Genomic DNA, 16,622 nt, shown 5'->3' with positions numbered 1-16,622 from the left:
AGTTTGTGCAGTCGCTGCTGGAGAGCCTCATCCTCGGCAATGCGTACCATCCGCCCGTGCTCGGGTTGAGCCGTCGTGCACTCGGCACGTAGAGGGCATTGGCCGCATACCTTTGCATCGAATTCCACGACAGACCCAGGCTTGAAGGGCAGCCTCTGGCCTCCTGGGCATGTGACTGTCCGGCTCCTCATGTCCAGCTTGAATGCTGACTTGGGCAACAGTTCCCCATTCTGTGTCGCCCACGGCTTGCACAGCACCTCGCCTCGCTGCTCCAGCACCGACTCCACCACCGGGCTTTTGATGTACCCACGGTCGATGTACAGCTCGCCAATCTCCATTCCCTGCCGTTGCATGTCCTTTTGGAGTTCTGGGGTGGCTTCCGCCTCGGGCCGATTTGCTGGGGTGACGGTGCACGCCACGATGAGGTCCAACTCCATCTCCGCCGCGATGTGTTGTTTGAAGCCGTTGAAGCGCTTGCTCTGGCTCTTGCGCCCGTGACGCATTTCGCCGTCTTCCACCGACACGCGCCTGTCGTGCGCCACGGTCTGGCGGATGCGCACTCCTCCTCCGTCCGGGTCCGGCTCCAGGTCCTGGCCGCGCAGTTGCTCGAGCGTCTTGAGGTGCCCCGCCAGGGGCTCCTCCACGAGTTGCTCGGGCAACTCCCGCCGCAGCCATTGCACCAGGCTGTCCAATTGTTGGATGAGGACTTGAAGCGCCCGTGTCCTCTGCCCGGCTTCATTCCAATCCACATCCAGCGCCTTCTTCACGCTCGACTCCAGCAGCAGGGGAATGCCCGCCTCGCGACACACCCTGTCAGTGGAGCATTTCAGCAGCCCCGCGACGCATGCCACCACCTTGCGCGCGGCATGACCCAGCAGGTTGAAGGTGTCCTCGACGCGGCCTGCTCCCTCCAATGGGCGCGAGTCGATGGCCACTCGCAGCGAGGACTTCAGCGCGCGCCAGCCGAACTCCTGCTGGCCCATGGCCACCTCCACGCTCTTCTCCAGCAGGCGCCGGTCCATGTTGGCGCCAATGAGGCGGTGGCGGAAGTCGCACAAGGCCCCCTTGGAGAAGGCTGGCTCGCTGTGGCCCAGGCAATCCAGCACCATCTGCACGCGCAGGTCGAAAACAGTCAGCTCCACCATGGTGGCATCCGAGGCGCCCAGATAGCCCTGAAGGAGCGTGGCCATGGCCATGCGTGCCGGAGGCAGCGGTTCTTTTCCCGCCCCCGTCTGGCGATACATGGTTTCCAACTCGGCCTGGAAGGCCTCATCGAAGAGCTCGTGGCGGTGTCTGCGCAGGAAGGCGAAGAGCTTCCCGGTGCTCTTCATCCGCTCGATGATGCGCTCCTCCTGCTCGCTCAGCTCCTGCTTGGGCCTCCACCGCTCTATCTCCATGGTTACCTCGCTCCGCCTCACGGCTGAAGTAAGGTGTCCATCCTGCCCCTTCTCTGTCGAGCCTCCTTCCAAGCCCTCGAAATCTCTAGAGCTTCAATCCGTCCGGTGCTCTAGCAGGTTGAGCATGAGGAGCCGCCCCCGGTTGTGTCCTCCGAGCCGCAAGTCCACGACGCACCGCCGGACGACGAGGACACCCCGAAGGGTCCTGGGGACCGGGCCCTCATGCACTGGAATGGGCAGGCTCAGCCCATGCCGGACCGAACCGGTAGGTTCAGTGACTGGCGTCCGGCACGAAGCCGCGCTTGGCGAGCATTCCTCAGGGGGAGGGGGTAGGAACCGCGGCGTCCTGCTCGCGCGGGCTCGTGGCCCAGCCGGCCAGGCCGATCGCCAGCACCAGTAGCAGCGCGGCGAGCAGGAAGGGGGCTCCGGGCAGGTTCCAGCCGAGCCCCGGGCCGATGAAATACGCGAGCGTCTGGGTGAACATGGCGGGGCCCACCATCCCCGCGATGCCCATGATGCTCGAGAGCGCGCCCTGGAACTGGCCCTGCTCCGAGGGGCTGATGTGGCGGGTCATCAACCCCTGGGCCGCGGGGCTGGTGAACCCCCACAGCGCCATCACCGGCACGCCGAGCCAGAACACGAGACCCGTCGGCGCCAGGCCGTAGATGATGAACCCCAACGCGCCGAAGAACAGCCCCAGCATCAGGGCGCGCCGCTCACCGAGCTTCTTCACGGTGGGCCGCACCAGGACTCCCTGGACGAACCCGGAGCTGAGACCCACGCCCGCCATGGTGAGCCCGACGGTGCGCTCGTTCCAGCCGAAGCGGTAGCTCGCGTACAGCACGAACACACTGGGCAGTGCGACGTGGGCGAGTTGATAGAGGAAGTTGACGCTCGACAGCCGGAGCACCTCGGCGTTCGAGCGCAGCAGCTTCAACGCGCCCATCGGGTTGGCGCGCCGCCACTGGAAGGCCTTGCGCCGCTCGGGAGGCAGGGACTCCGGCAGGACGAACAGGCCGTACATCGCGTTGGTCAGGCTCAGTCCCGCGGACACCCAGAAGGGCAGGCGCGGATCCACGCCGCCCAACACCCCGCCGAGCGCGGGCCCCAGGACGAAGCCCACGCCGAACGCGGCGCCGATCAATCCGAAGCTGGCCGCGCGCTTCTCCGGCGGCGTCACGTCCGCGATGTAGGCGCTGGCCGTGCTGATGCTCGCCGAGGTGATGCCGGAGATGACCCGGCCCGCGAACAGCCAGCCCAGCGTCGGCGCCAGCGCCATGAGGATGTAGTCGAGTCCCAGCCCGAAGTTGGACAGGAGGATCACCGGCCGCCGGCCGTAGCGGTCCGAGACGGCGCCGAGCACGGGCGAGAAGATGAATTGCATCAGCGCCCAGGCCGTGGAGAACACGCCGAAGATGCCCGCGGCCCGCGCGGTATCCCCGCCCAGCATGGAGACGACGATCTTCGGCAGCACGGGGATGATCATCCCCATGGCCAGGATGTCGAGCAGGACGGTGACGAAGATGAAGGCCAGCGTGGCGCGGCGCGGGCCCGCGGGGACGGTCTGTTCACTCATGGCGGCCGACTCCTACCACTTTCCCGGACGGAGGGTGATCCCCCCCGCGTCAGGTCACGTCGCTGGTGCATTGGATGTACGGGCCATAGGGCGCGCAGGTGGCGTTCCTGACCCTCGCCCAATCCCCCTGGGGCCAGACGGTCCGGGCCCAGTCCGCGATCGTGTTGACGAGCGCGGGGTCCACCCCGTGGTACTTGAACCGCGGCAGCATGAAGTAGATCCGGTTGCCCAGGGTGCCGTCGTAGAAGCCGTTGATGACCTCGGTCTTGGTCGCGCCGCCCCCGTTCCACCAGTCCGAGACGCTGTACTGGCGGGTCTTGTCCCACCAGGTGGACAGGAAGGCCTGCAGGATGGCCGTGCGCTCCTGGCCGGTGATGTCGGACCAGCCCGGCATGAGATCGGTCACGACGAAGCGGCTCAGGTCGCCCGAGGTCCTCGGGCTCCATCCCGCCCCGTACGGCGCGTTGGGCTTGAGCGTGTTGTCCGCGGTGTGCATCCCCTTGGCCAGGTAGAGCGCGACCAATCCCTGGACGGGCGTGGTGCCGCCGGGAGTCCGGCTCAGCCCCTTGATGGCGCCGGGGACATAACCCCAGTCGATGGGCCGCTGGGAGGTGCGGTCCGCTCCATCCGAATGGTTGCCATTGAAGAGGACGAGCGAGAGGTGGTACCAGCCCATGGAGAAATAGGTGAACATGAACGGGCTGTTGTCCTTGATGCCCGTGTTGTTGACCGGAAGCTTGAGCATGTTCGGCGAGGCATCGAAGGTGCTGTTGGTCATCCACGCCCGGGTGTCTCGCGAGGAGGGGTACAGCAGGCGCACCTTGTCCTCGAGACCGAACTCCTGCATCAGCTCCCACGTCTTCACCACGTGCCAGAGCGCGGTGGAGTAGACCTTCTGCGAGTACTCGGTGGTCAGCCCGTTGGTGGCGCTCGGGAACCTCGGTGAGAGGAACTCGAAGAGGCGGATGTTCCACTGGCCAACGGGGTAGTAGAGCAGGTTGCGGTACTGGGTGTAGCCGGAGGCCTTCACCCGCGTGGCCAGCGACCGCATGGACTCGGTGGGCGTCGCGGTGCCCTCGCCGTTGTAGGCCATGTTGAGTCTGTCATTGACGAAGGCATCTCCCCAGGCGTCCTTGGGATGGATGCCCGGCAGCCAGTGATTCCAGTCGGGGAGCTGGAAGAAGATGGGCACCTCGCGGGCGCTGAGGTTCTTCGCCGTGGAGATGGCTTCCTTCGTGATTCCCGCCGGGAACATGTACCGCAGCATGTCGCGGTTCTGCTCCACGACCGCGTCCACTCCGGCTCCCGCCGCCCAGTGCTCGATGGGCTTGGAGTCCAGCCCTGGCCCGGGTTGATAGGGCGGGTTCCACGGCCGCCCCGGGTTGGCCACGGACAGGTTCCGGATGTACGAGGCGATCCGCTGGCCCTCCAGCTCGCTCAGGCCATGGAACCTCGAGCGCTCGATGATGGAGAGATTCGAGTAATTGAAATACTTCAAGTCCCGCCCGTCCTGGGCGTGGCAGTCCGCGCACCGGGCCCGGATGGCCGTGGGGTTCTTGACGGAGCGCACCAGTTGCCGCGTGCGCCAGAGCTTCTCGCCCTCGGCGATGGAAGCGGCATCCGCGAGCGGGGGCTTCCAGGTGTTGGGGTCCTCCTGCACGAAGAGGGAGTCCGGCAGGATGCGGCTCCCATCGGCCCGGAGGAGATTGAGCTTCAACACCCGGTAGCCGATGGAGCGCCCGTCCGAGGTGTTGAACCGGAAGGAGATCTGGTTCGACCCGGCCACGAGCGCCCCGGCGGGAACGCCCAGGTTCAGCTTCAGCGTCGAGAAGGCACCGCCAATGCCTCCGTAGTTCTTCCCGAGCCCCTCGACCGTCACCGTGGTGTTGCTCAGGGGCAGCCAGGCGCCGGAGTTGAAGCGGACGCTGCCCTTGTTCGCGTAGCTCAGGTTGTACACCTGCAGCCAGAGCCGCAGGGGCTGCTGCGCGTCCTGGGCCGTCAGGTCCACCGTCACGCTCTTCGTGGTGCCCTCGGCCCCGAGGACCTCGATGGGCAGGGTGATGGCCGGGGCGAGCTCCCGGTCCGATTCCTGGAAGGGCGCTGGCTGCTCCGTCTGCTCCAGCTCCTCGGGGGCCGCGAGGCAACCCGTGAGCCACAACGTGACGCCCATGAGGCAGGACAGGAGGGAGGAATGGGGGTGTTGGGTTCTGGACATTGTTTGAGGCCAAATCATCTGCCTCGTGCAATGGCTTGCAAGCGGCGAGCGGGGGGGCGAGCGCCCTTCCGCCAAACCATACAGCATGCCCTGTCTGTCTTTCTGGGAGGGGGCGGGGGCCCACCCGGGGGGAAGAGATCTCGCCGAGGGGGGAGGGCAGCGGGTAGCATCGCCCGCGATGGGATTCGAACTGGTTCTGTTGTGGCTCGTGACGGCGGTGCCGTGCGAGAAGACGCCGCCCCCCGGCATGGTGTGCATCGAGGGAGGCGAGGCGATCGTGGGCGCCGACGATCACACGGCCGCGGAGAAGCCCCGGCACCCGGTGTTCGTCGAGACGTTCTACCTGGATGCGAAGGAGGTCACGGTCGCCGACTACAGCCGGTGCGAGCGGGCGGGGGCGTGCCCGAAGTTGCAGCGCCCGCCGTACTACGCGCGCTTCCAGAGGCCCGAGCTGCCCGCGGTGCCGGTCACCTGGGAGCTGGCGCACCAGTACTGCGTGTTCGCGGGCAAGCGGTTGCCCACGGAGGCCGAGTGGGAGAAGGCCGCGCGCGGGCCCGAGGGGAAGACGTACCCATGGGGCAATGAGGCGCCCTCGTGCGACAAGGCGAACTACAAGGGCTGCCCGGGAGACGCCACGCGGCGGCCCGGCAGCTATCCGCCCGGCGCCTACGGCCTCTACGACATGGCGGGCAACGGGTACGAGTGGGTGAAGGACTGGTGGACCCCCTGCTACAACGGCTGCGACAAGGCGTGTGGGGAGGCGTGCATGCGCGCCAACCCGAAAGGGCCGTGCGACGGCGCGCGTCCGTGCAAGGGCTACACCCAGCGTGTGCTCAAGGGTGGCTCCTGGTACTGGCCCGAGGAGATGCTGCGCGGTTCCTGGCGGCGGGGCGAGCGCCCCACGAGCGGGCTCCACCGCTTGAGCTTCCGCTGCGCCTCGACAGCGCCCCAGTTGTCCGCGTGGCCGCCCCGGTTCATGACGGAGCCCCTGGCCCGGCCGGCGGACCCCAAGCCGCCGAGCGAGGAGGAGCGGGCCAAGGCGCTCGCCGTCGTCGAGGACACGGAGGTCTTCGAGATTCCCCTCTGTGGCCGCGTGGGCAGGGCGCGCGTCGATTGCCGCGATCCGATGAGCTACATCAAGTCGAACGAGGTGCTCCAATACCTCTTCGGCGATGCCATCAAGAACGTGGGGGGAGGCTACGTCGGGCTCGGGGCCGATCAGGGCTACTCGTACATCGCGCATGCGCGGAGCCAGTGGGCGTGGCTCTTCGACTATGACCCGACGGTGGTGCGGCTCCACCACGTGATGAGGGCCGTGGTGAAGCGGGCGCCGGCCCGCGAGGACTTCGTCGAGGCCTTCACGGACAAGCGGGTGAAGGCGACGCGTGCCGCCATCGAGGAGGAGTGGGCGTCCCTGCCGAAGGAGGAGCGCGCCGCCATCACCGGGGTGTTCGAGCGCGCGCGGAGGCAGTTGTGGGCCAACTACGCGCGCCAGTTGAAGCCCGCGCGCTGGACGCAGGGGTTCGGCTGGCTCCAGACGGACGAGAACTACCGCTACGTGCGCCTGATGTTCGAGCAGGGGCGCATCATCGCCGTCAAGGGCAACATGCTCACGGACAAGGCGCTGCCGTCCATCGCTCGCGCCGCCCGTTCCCTGGGGGTGCCCATCCGCGTCTACTACCCGTCCAACGCCGAGGAGCAGTGGAAGCAGCTTCCTCCCCAGTACCGGGAGAACGTGCGCCAGATGCCTTTCGACGGTCGCAGCGTGATTCTCCGGACGTTGATCTCCAGCAAGTTCCACAAGTCGGACTCGTACTGGCACTACATCGTTCACGGCGGCCTGCATGCGCAGGAGCACCTGGCCCTGCCGGGGTACGCGAACGTCTGGAGCTTCATGGAGGACCGCCATCAGGTGGGCGCGTTCTTCGCCACCACCACCGCCGCCGCTGCCTCCGCCGGAGATACGGAGAAGACGCCCCGGCGCGAGCGTTACATCGACTTCCTGAGCTACATCGGCGTGCCCTCGTCCATGAGAGCCATGGTCGCGGAGTCGACGCCTTGAGGTGCGGCGGGGCGCTCGTCCTCGCCGTGCTGCTCGCCGCGGGCCTCGCGCGAGGGGCGGGCTACCCCATCCCCCGGGGTGAGCACCCGATTGCGTGGAAGGCCGCGGAGACCGTCGGGGAGTGGAAGGCGGAGGGCGAAGCGCTCGCGCTCGCCACGCCGCGGGCGCTCCGCAACTACTTCATCCAAGAGGAAGAGGCCGCGTCCCCGGCCCCCTTCGTGCGCGCCAGGATCCCGAACCCGGCCCGGGCCGATCTGGCGATCCTCTTCCGCGCGAAGGTGCGCGCGACCCAGCCCCTGTTCGCGCTCACGGGTTACGGCCTCTACGTGGATGGGCGCAAGGAGACGGTGGGGTTCGTGCGCTATGACGGGGCACGCTCGGATGACAGTGGTGTGCGCGCGAAGGTGCCCGGACTCGCGAAGGTGCCGGAGCTCGAGCTCGTGCTGTTCCTCGCCGGTCCGGCGTTCGCGGTCCATGTGTATGACGCCCGCACCAAGGCGGAACTCGCGAGCCTCGTCTGGTCCGACGCGGCATTCGCCGGGGGCTCGCTCGGCGTGTACGCGCACAGGACGCAGGCCGCGGACGTGCGGGTGTCCGTGTTCGTGCCGGATCCTCCGCCGCAGGAGGCCTCGGCACGCGATGGCCTGACGCTCGAGTCGCTCGTGCGCGTCGAGCGGGGCTTCCAGTTCGAGCCGGATGTGCGCCGTCACCTGCGCCGTGTCGCGCGAGAGGCGGACGCGGATGTGTACATCGCGAGCGAGCTCGGTGTGCACCTGCTGCGCGCGAGCCAGGTCAGCGTGCGCGAGCTGCATCCCGGGGTTCCGTACCGTTTCATGGAAGCCACCTTCGGGGAGCGCCTGGCGCGGGCCCGCAGGGCACCCGTGCGCGACGGCTTCGTCGAGGGCATCAAGGATCCCGAGCTCATCGAGCGCGCGATGAGAGCGCTCGCCGCACGGGCTCCGGAGCGCACGCGCATCATCGAGATCGGCCGTACGCACGAGGACCGGCCGATGCTCGCGTTGCTCATCGGCGACGCGTTGGATGACCACTCCCGTCCGGCGGTGCTGTTGTGTGGCGGAACCCACGCCAACGAGGTGGTGACGCCCGAGTTGCCGCTCGACGCGGCGCGCTGGCTGTTGGACAACGCGAAGGACCCGCGGGTCGCGCGCTGGTTGCGCACGTTCCATGTGGTCATCGTTCCGCTGGTGAATCCCGATGGGAGCCACGGGTACTGGCACGTGTCCACCGAGCGAGGGCGCACCAACCGGTACAAGGACGAGCAGGCGGTGGAGTTGGGGCTGTTCGAGTACGGCGTGGATCTCAACCGCAACTACCCCTTCCAGTGGGGGAGCGTGGAGGACCGTTTCAACAGCCAGGATCCGCGCACCCCGTTCTATCGAGGGCCGGCGGCGGGCTCGGAGCCCGAGGTGCAGGCGATGATGAAGCTGGGGGAGGCGTGGCGCTTCGTCGCGATGGTGTCGTACCACGCGGCGGCGAGCCGGCTGCTCGTGCCCTACACGGTGGAAGGAGCCCGCGAGCCCAAGCCCTCGGCGGCGTGGGCGGTGGCGCCGGGGATGATCGACGCGGTGGCGCCGTTGCCGAAAGGCAAGCGTTACGAGGCGGTGCGTCACCTCTATCCGGTGGCGGGGACGGATCAGGACTGGTTCTACTGGAGCTTCGGGACGCTGGCGTACCTGGTGGAGTTGCCGTTCGTGTCACCGGGGCCGAAGCGGCCGCTCGCGCCGATGGTGGAGGGAGCGCGAGGCTTCTGGCAGGTGTTGATGGATCGCTTCCTGGATGGACCGGCGCTCACGGTGCGGGTGCCGGAGTCCTTTCGGGAGGAGGGGCCGGTGACGGTGGCGGTGGAGGAGGTGAGCTGGCCGAACGGGGAGCGCTTCACGGCGCACCCGGAGTCCGGAGTGTTCCACACGTACCTGCCGGCGGCGGGGCGTTACACGGTGAAGGCCACGAGCGCGTCGGGCAGGACGGTGTCCCAACCCGTCGACGTGGGCACGGGCCGAGTGGTGCTCGCCCTCACCGAAGCGTCCTGAAGCAGAGTTCCCCCAGGGACCTGAGACGCAAGAGACACAGAGGACCCCAAGGACCTCTGGCGCAGAGAACCCCTCGCCCTCCGGGAGAGGGACGGGGTGAGGGTATCGAGGCCCCCGGGTTCCCCTCCCTCATTCCATGCCCAACCCCAGAGGTCAGGGCCCGCCCACTTCTCTCTCTGGTAGCGTCCGCGGCTTCCGGAGGGACGCGGCATGCTCGACGAAGACGGCCAGTTGTGGGGGACAGTGCCTGAGCTCACCCCTGGCACGGAGGTGGCGGGCTTCACCATCGAGGGGACGATCGCCTCCGGCAGCTTCGGCACCGTGTACCGCGCGAGACGGAGCGGGCGACCTTACGCAGTCAAGCTGGTGCGCATCACTCCGCGAGGTGACCGGGAGGCGGCTGCGCTCCGTCTGCTGCGGCACCCCAATGTGGTGACCTTCCACGGATATGGCCTCTGGCCCGAGGAGGAGCCGTGCTTCCTCGTGCTGGCCCTGGAACTCGTCGAGGGCCGCACGCTCGACGTCTGGGCGGCAGAGGAGAATCCCTCCGCGCTCGAGTTGGTGATGCGGGTGTTGCTGCCCCTGGCGCTCACCCTGGCGGACGTGCACGCCTCGGGTGTGGTGCACAGGGACATCAAGGAGGCCAACATCATCGTGCGCGAGTCGGACGGGCAACCGGTGCTGGTGGACTTCGGCGCTGCGGGCCTCAAGGAGGGGGCACTCCGTCTGACGATGCGGCTGCCGCCGGGCACCGCCGAGTACCGCAGCCCCGAGGCGCTGCGCTTCGCGAAGCAGTGGGAGGGCGAGCACTACCCCTTCTCGCCGGGAGATGACCTGTGGGCCATGGGGGTCATCATCTACGGCCTGTTGACGCGCACGCTCCCCTTCGGAGACCGGAACAATCCCGGGTTGAATCGGGCCATCCTCGAGGAGACACCTTCGGCCCCGCATGAACTCAACCCGCGTGTGCCCCAGGTCTTGAGCGACGTGTGCATGGGGTTGCTGGAGAAGAAGCTCGAGGACCGCTACCCGGACGCGAAGGCACTCGCGGCGGACCTTCTGGAGCAGTGCACCGAGGTGGACTACTCCTGGCGCACGCCGATGTTTCCGAGAAGCGGCCAGGAAAAGAGTTCCCCATCCCCCGCTCCGGGAGAGCCCCGACGCCAGCTGCCCTGGCAGTGGTGGGTTGCTGGCGGGCTCGTTCTCACCGCGGCCCTCCTGCTGCTCGTATCCGGGGTCACCCCACGCAAGGCGTCACCCACCTCTTCCGCAACGCCCCAGGGCAACTCCGGCCAGGAAGTCGTGGCCCCGGCCAAGAAGGCGGAAGTTGTGCCCGGCGCGGCACTCCCGCCCGCGCCCGTCGCCGCCGCGACGAACAGCGAGGAGCCCAAGATGAAGAAGACGATCCGTACCCTGGTGGCCGCCGGTTGTGTTGCCGGCTCCCCCGGCTGCGTCAGCGGGCCGCAGTCGCGCCCGCCCCCTCCGGCGGAGTGTCCCCCCGGAGCAGCTGCGACTCACAAGTACTTCGGCATGGTCGGGGGGCACGGGGCAGCGTTCCCGCCCTTCGACAAGATTGGAGTCCACCCGGTGCGCGAGGGGCCCATCACCACCGAGAACATCGGCGACTGGGGGACGCTCCCTGATCGAGCGCTTTTCACCGGACGCGTCTTCTTCGGGAAGGACCGCGTCTATGCACGCTTCACCCAGGTGCGTCTCCTGACTGGCGAGGTGCTGCCGATCTGTCTCGAGATGGTGCGGAATGCGGACCTGGGCCTTCCGAAGGAGCCCGGCAGCAAGGGCGATGTGGCGCTCATCGTGTCCTCCGTGAGCGTCGTTCCGGTCCGCCGCTTCGAGTGATCAGGTCCTCATCTGGAGGCTTCGTACCGTGCTCCTACCATCCCCATCGGTCCTGGTTCTCGTGCTGCTTCAGGGTTCACCGCGGACACCGCCTGGCGCCGGGGCGTGTGAGACCGTGGAACGTGTTGAGCTGGCCGCCCCGGTAGGGGTCCGGGAGATTTGTGTCAGCCCTGGCCTGGCAACGAGCCTGCGCTTCGACGCTCCCGCGATCGTGGAGCTGCAGGACGAGGTTCGCTTCGAGCAGGTTCTCCGTGACCGCCGGCTCCTCACGTTGATGCCGCCGCCAGACATGGCCGCGGGGGAACGGCTGCGGCTGACGGTGCACTTCGAGGGAGAGCCTTCCTCGAGCGGCATCACGTTGATGCTGGTGGGCCACTTGGGGCAGGCGACGCACCAGGTGGAGGTGTCCCGCGACGAGCGCACTCAGGAATCCCTTCGGCGGGAATTGCTCCAGGAGCGTGCCAGGACGGCGCAACTGCGCGAGGCACTTGCGCGAGCAGAGGCCAGGCTCAATCAGTCCAGTGGACTCCGGGGGCTCATCATCAGCGGAGCATTGGGGGTAGAGGCCATCCAGTCCCGCGAATTTCTCCAGAGCCCGCTGGGATACGCGGAAAGCGAGCTCACCGTGAGGCGCGGAGCGAGCTACCGGTCGAACACGACCGTCGCGCTGGATGTTTGGTTGGAGAACGCTGGCACGACGCCGTGGACGGTTGTCGGTGCCGCTCTGTCCGTGAACGGCGTGCCGATGGAAGGGCTCTCCTGGGAGGCCACGACGATTCCGCCAGGCAAGACAGCTCGGGTGGTGGTGGAGGCGCCAGCCCTCCGAGGAGAGCCGCGAGGCAACGTCACGCTGCGCCTGTGGGAGGCGGGGCCTCGCGCCATCAATATCCCAGACATCACCTTCCCATAGCGCCCATGCTCACTTGAACCACTCCGCTGGGATGCCCAGTGCCGCCAGTATCCGCTCTGGTGCGCGTTCCCCCTTGATTTCGCCAACAACCCGAAGCCGCGGAAACTCTTCAGGTGGCTGGGCAAACTCTTCGACGCCCTCACCCCCTCGCCTTATGGTGACGAAAAAATCGTCCAGGCCCGGCGTGGCAATGACCGTATACACGGTCGCATGGGGAAACCGCTCCGACACAGTGATGTCGGCGTACCCTATGTCGCCCGTCCCACTGGCGATAAGGAGTCCTCGCGACGTGTCCTCGAGGCGATACAGCCCCGGGACGAGCGGTTCGCCAGCTTCCTCCTCCAGCACTGGAATTGCCTCTTGTGCACAGACTCCTTCCGCCAAGGCGACCTTTTGCAGAGATTTCCTCGCGGGCGAGTCCGAAGAGTCCTCGGTGCCTGGCAGCGGGCAGCCGAGAGACTTTGCCAGATCTTCTGGGTCTACCTCCTCGACCTCTAGAGCACCGTTTCGCCACGACATGACGGTCCAGGGGTCGTTGGCGCGCTCAATCGAGTACACCAGCTCATCACCTTCGAGCGATAGTTCCTCGGCGAGTTGCATCTCCGCGCCCACGTCGCTGGGGTCCGTTCCTACGATCGCGTGGTAATGGCCACTGCCCAGGATGATCTCGAAGGGCTGCTCTTTCCCGAGTTCTTGAGCCAAATCCGACATCACGATGGAGCGGGCACGGCTCTCCAGCCGTGCGGGCTCACCTGGGGCCAGAACCGCCCAGAGGGGCCACCGAGTCATGGCGCACCACCAGTCAAATCTTCGGGCAGCTTGAGTGCCGCGCGAAATTGTTTCGTCGTCTCGAGTATTTGGGCTTCCTCCACCTCAATGACCCGTGTTCTCCGCGCGTTTCTTTGCAGGAAGTCTGTCAGCTTCTCCCTGGTCGGTCCACTCAACTTGTCAGTAATGACAAGGAACGGGTCGCCTCGCGGAGCCTTCGCCGCATCTGCGAGTTGATCAAGCAGGTGTTGCAGTTGCTTTGCTAGCGCTCTCTGTTGCTTATCAAGCTTGCTGCCGCGCTGTCCGGCTCGCCAAGCATCAAGAGCCATGCGCCACCTGTCTTTGTTCCAGCCCTTTGCTTCCACTCCATGTTGAAGCCGCAAGCCAATCATTGCCGTTATCTCATTGTCGATGACGTGCCCCCCTTCCAATGGCACTTGTCGCCCCGTGAGCCGGAAGCCTGGGAAGAGTTTCTGAGCATTGCGCTCTGTCAGCATCTCCATCGCGATGCCTCGGAGTTGCTCACGCGCCCGCCGTTGCACCGCTAAGTTCCACGGTTCCGCTGCCGCCTTCTGGAACAGTTTCCAGGCCGTCTTCTCGTTCCTGGCCATGAAGTTGAGGTAATTCAGGGTCAGCCCTGTGGAACGCAGCCAGACCAGGTCCACGCGACCTTTGCCTGCTTTCCTCGCCAGTTCAGCCACTGCCTCGGCTTCCACTTCCGGGTGACTGACGAGCCACTCCGCCTCCTTCAGGAATGCAAGTGGATCCTTCAGGCTCGGCGCTCCAGAGTGGTGCAGCAATCCCGGTAGTGTCGCCTTCGCCGCACCGCGTGCGGAGGAGCGCAGCGATTCCACGGCGGCGAGGTAGGCCTGGGCCTTGTCGGCCGGCAGCGCCGCCGCACGCCGTGCCACCGCGCCGTAGGCGAGCGCCATCTCCTGGCTCTCCGCCGCCAGCAGTTTGAGCGCCTCCAGCGTCTTCTCGGCCCCGTCTGCCGCGAGCCCCGCGCCTCGAATGCCGCCGAGGACCCGTGCGGCGGCCATCTCCCCGCGGATGGCGAAGAAGGCCTCGGCGCCGCCAGGAAGGGAAAATCGCAGTCCGTCCGGTGTCGCAACGGCCTTGCCTTCGGCGAGCATCCGCTCCAGCGTCTTCACCAGGGCCTGGACGGACTCCACCGACTCACGCAGGCCGGACGAGGCCCGGGCGCCCGCCGCGCTCAACGCCAGCCTGCTGCGGTTTACCAGCTCGCGTCCGATGCCTGAGGTGGCGAGCTTGTGGATGTCCCGGCCGGCCAGCATCACCATGGCCAGGTCGTGCACTGCGAGGAAGTCCCGTCCCTCGGGCGTCCGCGACAGCTCGTCCCGGTACGTGTCCACCGCCGCCAGGGCCGCCACCAGTGAGATGCGGCCCACGAACAGCCGCACCGCCGCCGTGCGCACCCCCGCCAGCGTGCTGCCTTGCGCGACGGTGGATGCCCTTCCTGTCAGCAGCGGCGCCTTCGTCAGGGCGGACACGGCGCCGTACACCATGTGCAACTCGCTGACGCGGCTCACCGCTGACCAGACGAGCGACGTGTCCGGCGTGGAAGCGAGCAGGGCCAGCTCCATGGCCGTCATCAGGTGCGTGCGAGGCTGCGGCCCATGGACTTCCACCCGTACCCACTCCAGCGGGTGCAGGGCGCGGCTGCGAGGCAGCTCGTCCACTGAGGAGAAGTAGCGCGCCTGGAATTCCTGCTGCACCGGCTGGAAGTACAGGGCCATGCGTTTGGAGGGCCCCACCGCTTCTCCGGGCAGCGCGGGTTCGGCTCCCAGGCGCACGCCCTGCCGTGCCTCCCAGGCCTCCGGCGCCACCAGCACCGTGGACACCCGCCCATGGGGGACGTTGAGCAGGTGGGTCGTTTCGCCCTCACGCCCCAGGTGGAAGGTGGGCAGGGACTCGAGGAGGTCCAGCACGAGGGGAAACGAGGCGAGCGCCTTCTGGGTGAAGGCCTGTCCCAGCAGCACCTTGCCGTCCGGCGCGTTGCTGCCCAGCAGCTTCTCCAGCGCCCCGCTCGAAGTGAGCTTGCGCTCCAGAGGGGGGAATTCCCGGTCGGGCGTGGACAGCAGCACCCGCGTCAGCAGGTGCACCGCGTCCTCCCTCATGTCCGAGGTGAGCGCGGGGCCTGTGAGGAGGGTGTTGAAGACGCCGAGTCGCTCGTCCGGGGTGAGAAGGGAAAGTACGTCATGGTCGAGGGCGAGCAGAGGCTGGGGCTGTTGCGGTGTCGCCGTGGCCAGGGCTGTCTGGAGAAGCTCCCGCCGCAGGGCCGCCAACCTGCCCGTACCGGCCCCCAGCCCCGGCCGCCAGTCCCCCGGGCGGATGAGGAGCGTGCCCGGGTAGTACCAGTAGGCGTTGCCCTCGGAGTTCTCGAGTGGCTCGGGAGCTCCGGGGGTGGTGTTGAATTCGGCGCTGTAGCCCCGCCAGCGCCCGTCCTTCCCGGGGATGATGACGTGCGGTGTACCGCGGGGAGCGTTGCGCACCCGCAGCTCCGCCCGCTCCAGCGACGTCTCCTCGGTGAGCAGTAGCAGGACGCGCACCTGGACGTTGGAGCCGTCGGACGAATAGAAGCGGCCCACCACGCTGCCCGGAGCCAGGACGGGCGAGCCATCCATGACGAGATAGCCCGTCTTGAAGCGCTGGGAGCGCAGGGCAACGGCCTTGCGCAGGGGCTCGGCGGCGTCGCCAAGGAAGAGCCAGTCCTCGTCCCGCCAGGGGCCGAGCGCCTGGAGGTAGCGGTCGAAGTAGCTCTGCCCGGCCTCGTCCGCAATGTCCGAGCGCTGAGCCCAGCGCAGGCCGCGCTCCACCAGCGCGGCGGCCGCGGCCCTGTCCAGGGCGGCCGCCGAGAGCTGGGAGCGGCTCCAGGCGACATCCGCCTCCAGTTGCGCCTCCAGGGCACTGCGCAGGGCGGCGAGCACCTGTGGCACGAGCGCTGGCGGGTGGCGCACGCGCACGCAGACCTGGAGTCCTTCAGCGGCACTGGAGGGAGGTGAACGGGGCACGAGGTCGAAAGCGCCCGCCGCCGCGCCATCCCCGAAGAGACGCGAGGCGATGTCCTCACGCGAGGCGTACCCAGGCACCCAGAGCAGCTCGGGCCGCTCCGGGTCCACCTGCACGGGGAAGGAAGCCTCCTGGGCCGGGAGGACGGTGAGCGCGCCATCCTCCCCGTCCTCGGGCGTGTCCTCCCGCTCCGATTCAACCTGCTCGTCCTCCAGCCACTCGGGTGGAATGTCCTCCATGGGGGGAAGGCGCCAGGTGCGCTCCAAGGGTGCCTTGCGGTCCCAATCCCAGTCATAAGTGAGGGTGAGCAACTCTCCGGCGCCCACTGCCTCCGGGATGTCCACCTCCACCTCCTCCCGGCCCGGCTCGGGGCTCACCAGCCGGGGAAGCGGCGCGGTCGGGTGGCCCATGAGCGGCTCCACCCGCAGCCGCATGCTCTCCCCCCAGAGCAGCCCACCCGCGGCGACAACCTCATCGCCTGCCTTCACCACGAGGGTGCCGGGGTCCATCACCCGGAGGGAGAGCACGCCGCCTTTCCAGTCTTCCAGGCGGGGACTGGGGGCTTTGGCCCGCGCATGTGCGTCGGCCGAGAGCGTCACCCTCACGCGTCTCGACTCCTCGCCGGCCGCGCTCATGCTGGCCACGAGGCAGCTTGCGAGTAGGAGGGTCTGGAGCCCTCCAGCCCAATGTCCCCAGGGCGCCAGCGCCACCAGGAATGTGCTGAGGCTGTCCCCGTCAGGGCGCTTCCGGGCGACG

At 67.7% G+C, this 16,622-nt stretch carries 9 protein-coding genes; 4 read left to right on the top strand and 5 right to left on the bottom strand.

The window, feature by feature from the left end; genetic code table 11:
- The 3 genes from BO221_RS28595 to BO221_RS28585 all read right to left on the bottom strand — a co-directional run.
- The coding region (locus BO221_RS28595; protein WP_073563695.1) for an IS1182 family transposase at window positions 1–1,397 on the bottom strand (1,397 nt) is incomplete at its 3' end.
- A 316-nt stretch (window positions 1,398–1,713) separates the two neighbouring features.
- The gene (locus tag BO221_RS28590; protein WP_073563693.1) at window positions 1,714–2,973 is read right to left on the bottom strand and encodes a TCR/Tet family MFS transporter; all 1,260 of its coding nucleotides are present in this window, start codon (window positions 2,971–2,973) and stop codon (window positions 1,714–1,716) included.
- A gap of 49 nt (window positions 2,974–3,022) precedes the next feature.
- Window positions 3,023–5,188 carry a hypothetical protein gene (locus tag BO221_RS28585; RefSeq protein ID WP_143195735.1) on the bottom strand — a complete coding sequence of 722 codons (2,166 nt, stop codon included), beginning with the start codon at window positions 5,186–5,188 and terminating at the stop codon, window positions 3,023–3,025.
- 178 nt (window positions 5,189–5,366) lie between these two features.
- Between BO221_RS28585 and BO221_RS28580 the strand changes: the two genes are divergently transcribed.
- From BO221_RS28580 to BO221_RS28565, 4 genes are all read left to right on the top strand, one after another.
- Window positions 5,367–7,250, top strand: a complete 1,884-nt coding sequence (locus BO221_RS28580) for an SUMF1/EgtB/PvdO family nonheme iron enzyme (protein ID WP_073563691.1) — start codon at window positions 5,367–5,369, stop codon at window positions 7,248–7,250.
- Window positions 7,247–9,301, top strand: a complete 2,055-nt coding sequence (locus BO221_RS28575) for a M14 family metallopeptidase (protein ID WP_073563689.1) — start codon at window positions 7,247–7,249, stop codon at window positions 9,299–9,301. The genes BO221_RS28580 and BO221_RS28575 overlap by 4 nt, the downstream gene beginning before the upstream one ends.
- 210 nt (window positions 9,302–9,511) lie before the next feature.
- Complete coding sequence (locus tag BO221_RS28570) at window positions 9,512–11,158, top strand: serine/threonine-protein kinase (RefSeq protein WP_073563687.1); 1,647 nt, start codon at window positions 9,512–9,514, stop codon at window positions 11,156–11,158.
- Between the two features lie 28 nt (window positions 11,159–11,186).
- The gene (locus BO221_RS28565) at window positions 11,187–12,068 is read left to right on the top strand and encodes a DUF2381 family protein (protein WP_158079926.1); all 882 of its coding nucleotides are present in this window, start codon (window positions 11,187–11,189) and stop codon (window positions 12,066–12,068) included.
- A 9-nt stretch (window positions 12,069–12,077) separates the two neighbouring features.
- On the opposite strand, the gene BO221_RS28560 is transcribed toward BO221_RS28565, so the two are convergent.
- Entirely contained in the window at window positions 12,078–12,770 is a 693-nt protein-coding gene (locus tag BO221_RS28560) for a hypothetical protein (protein ID WP_143195734.1), read from the bottom strand.
- Window positions 12,771–12,853: 83 nt separating this feature from the next.
- On the bottom strand, window positions 12,854–16,393 hold the full coding sequence (locus tag BO221_RS28555; RefSeq protein WP_143195733.1) for a hypothetical protein: 3,540 nt from the start codon (window positions 16,391–16,393) through the stop codon (window positions 12,854–12,856).
- Window positions 16,394–16,622: the final 229 nt, after the last annotated feature.

Source organism: Archangium sp. Cb G35 (assembly GCF_001896145.1).
Taxonomy (GTDB): domain Bacteria; phylum Myxococcota; class Myxococcia; order Myxococcales; family Myxococcaceae; genus Archangium; species Archangium violaceum.
Note: the sequence above shows the minus strand (reverse complement) of the source record. Positions and strands in the feature narration are given on the sequence as shown.

What these genes read in the sequence shown, in the direction of transcription:
- BO221_RS28590 (WP_073563693.1), bottom strand. Translation starts at nt 2,973, where the DNA reads ATGAGTGAACAGACCGTCCCCGCGGGCCCGCGCCGCGCCACGCTGGCC.
- BO221_RS28570 (WP_073563687.1), top strand. Translation starts at nt 9,512, where the DNA reads ATGCTCGACGAAGACGGCCAGTTGTGGGGGACAGTGCCTGAGCTCACC.
- BO221_RS28580 (WP_073563691.1), top strand. Translation starts at nt 5,367, where the DNA reads ATGGGATTCGAACTGGTTCTGTTGTGGCTCGTGACGGCGGTGCCGTGC.
- BO221_RS28585 (WP_143195735.1), bottom strand. Translation starts at nt 5,188, where the DNA reads ATGTCCAGAACCCAACACCCCCATTCCTCCCTCCTGTCCTGCCTCATG.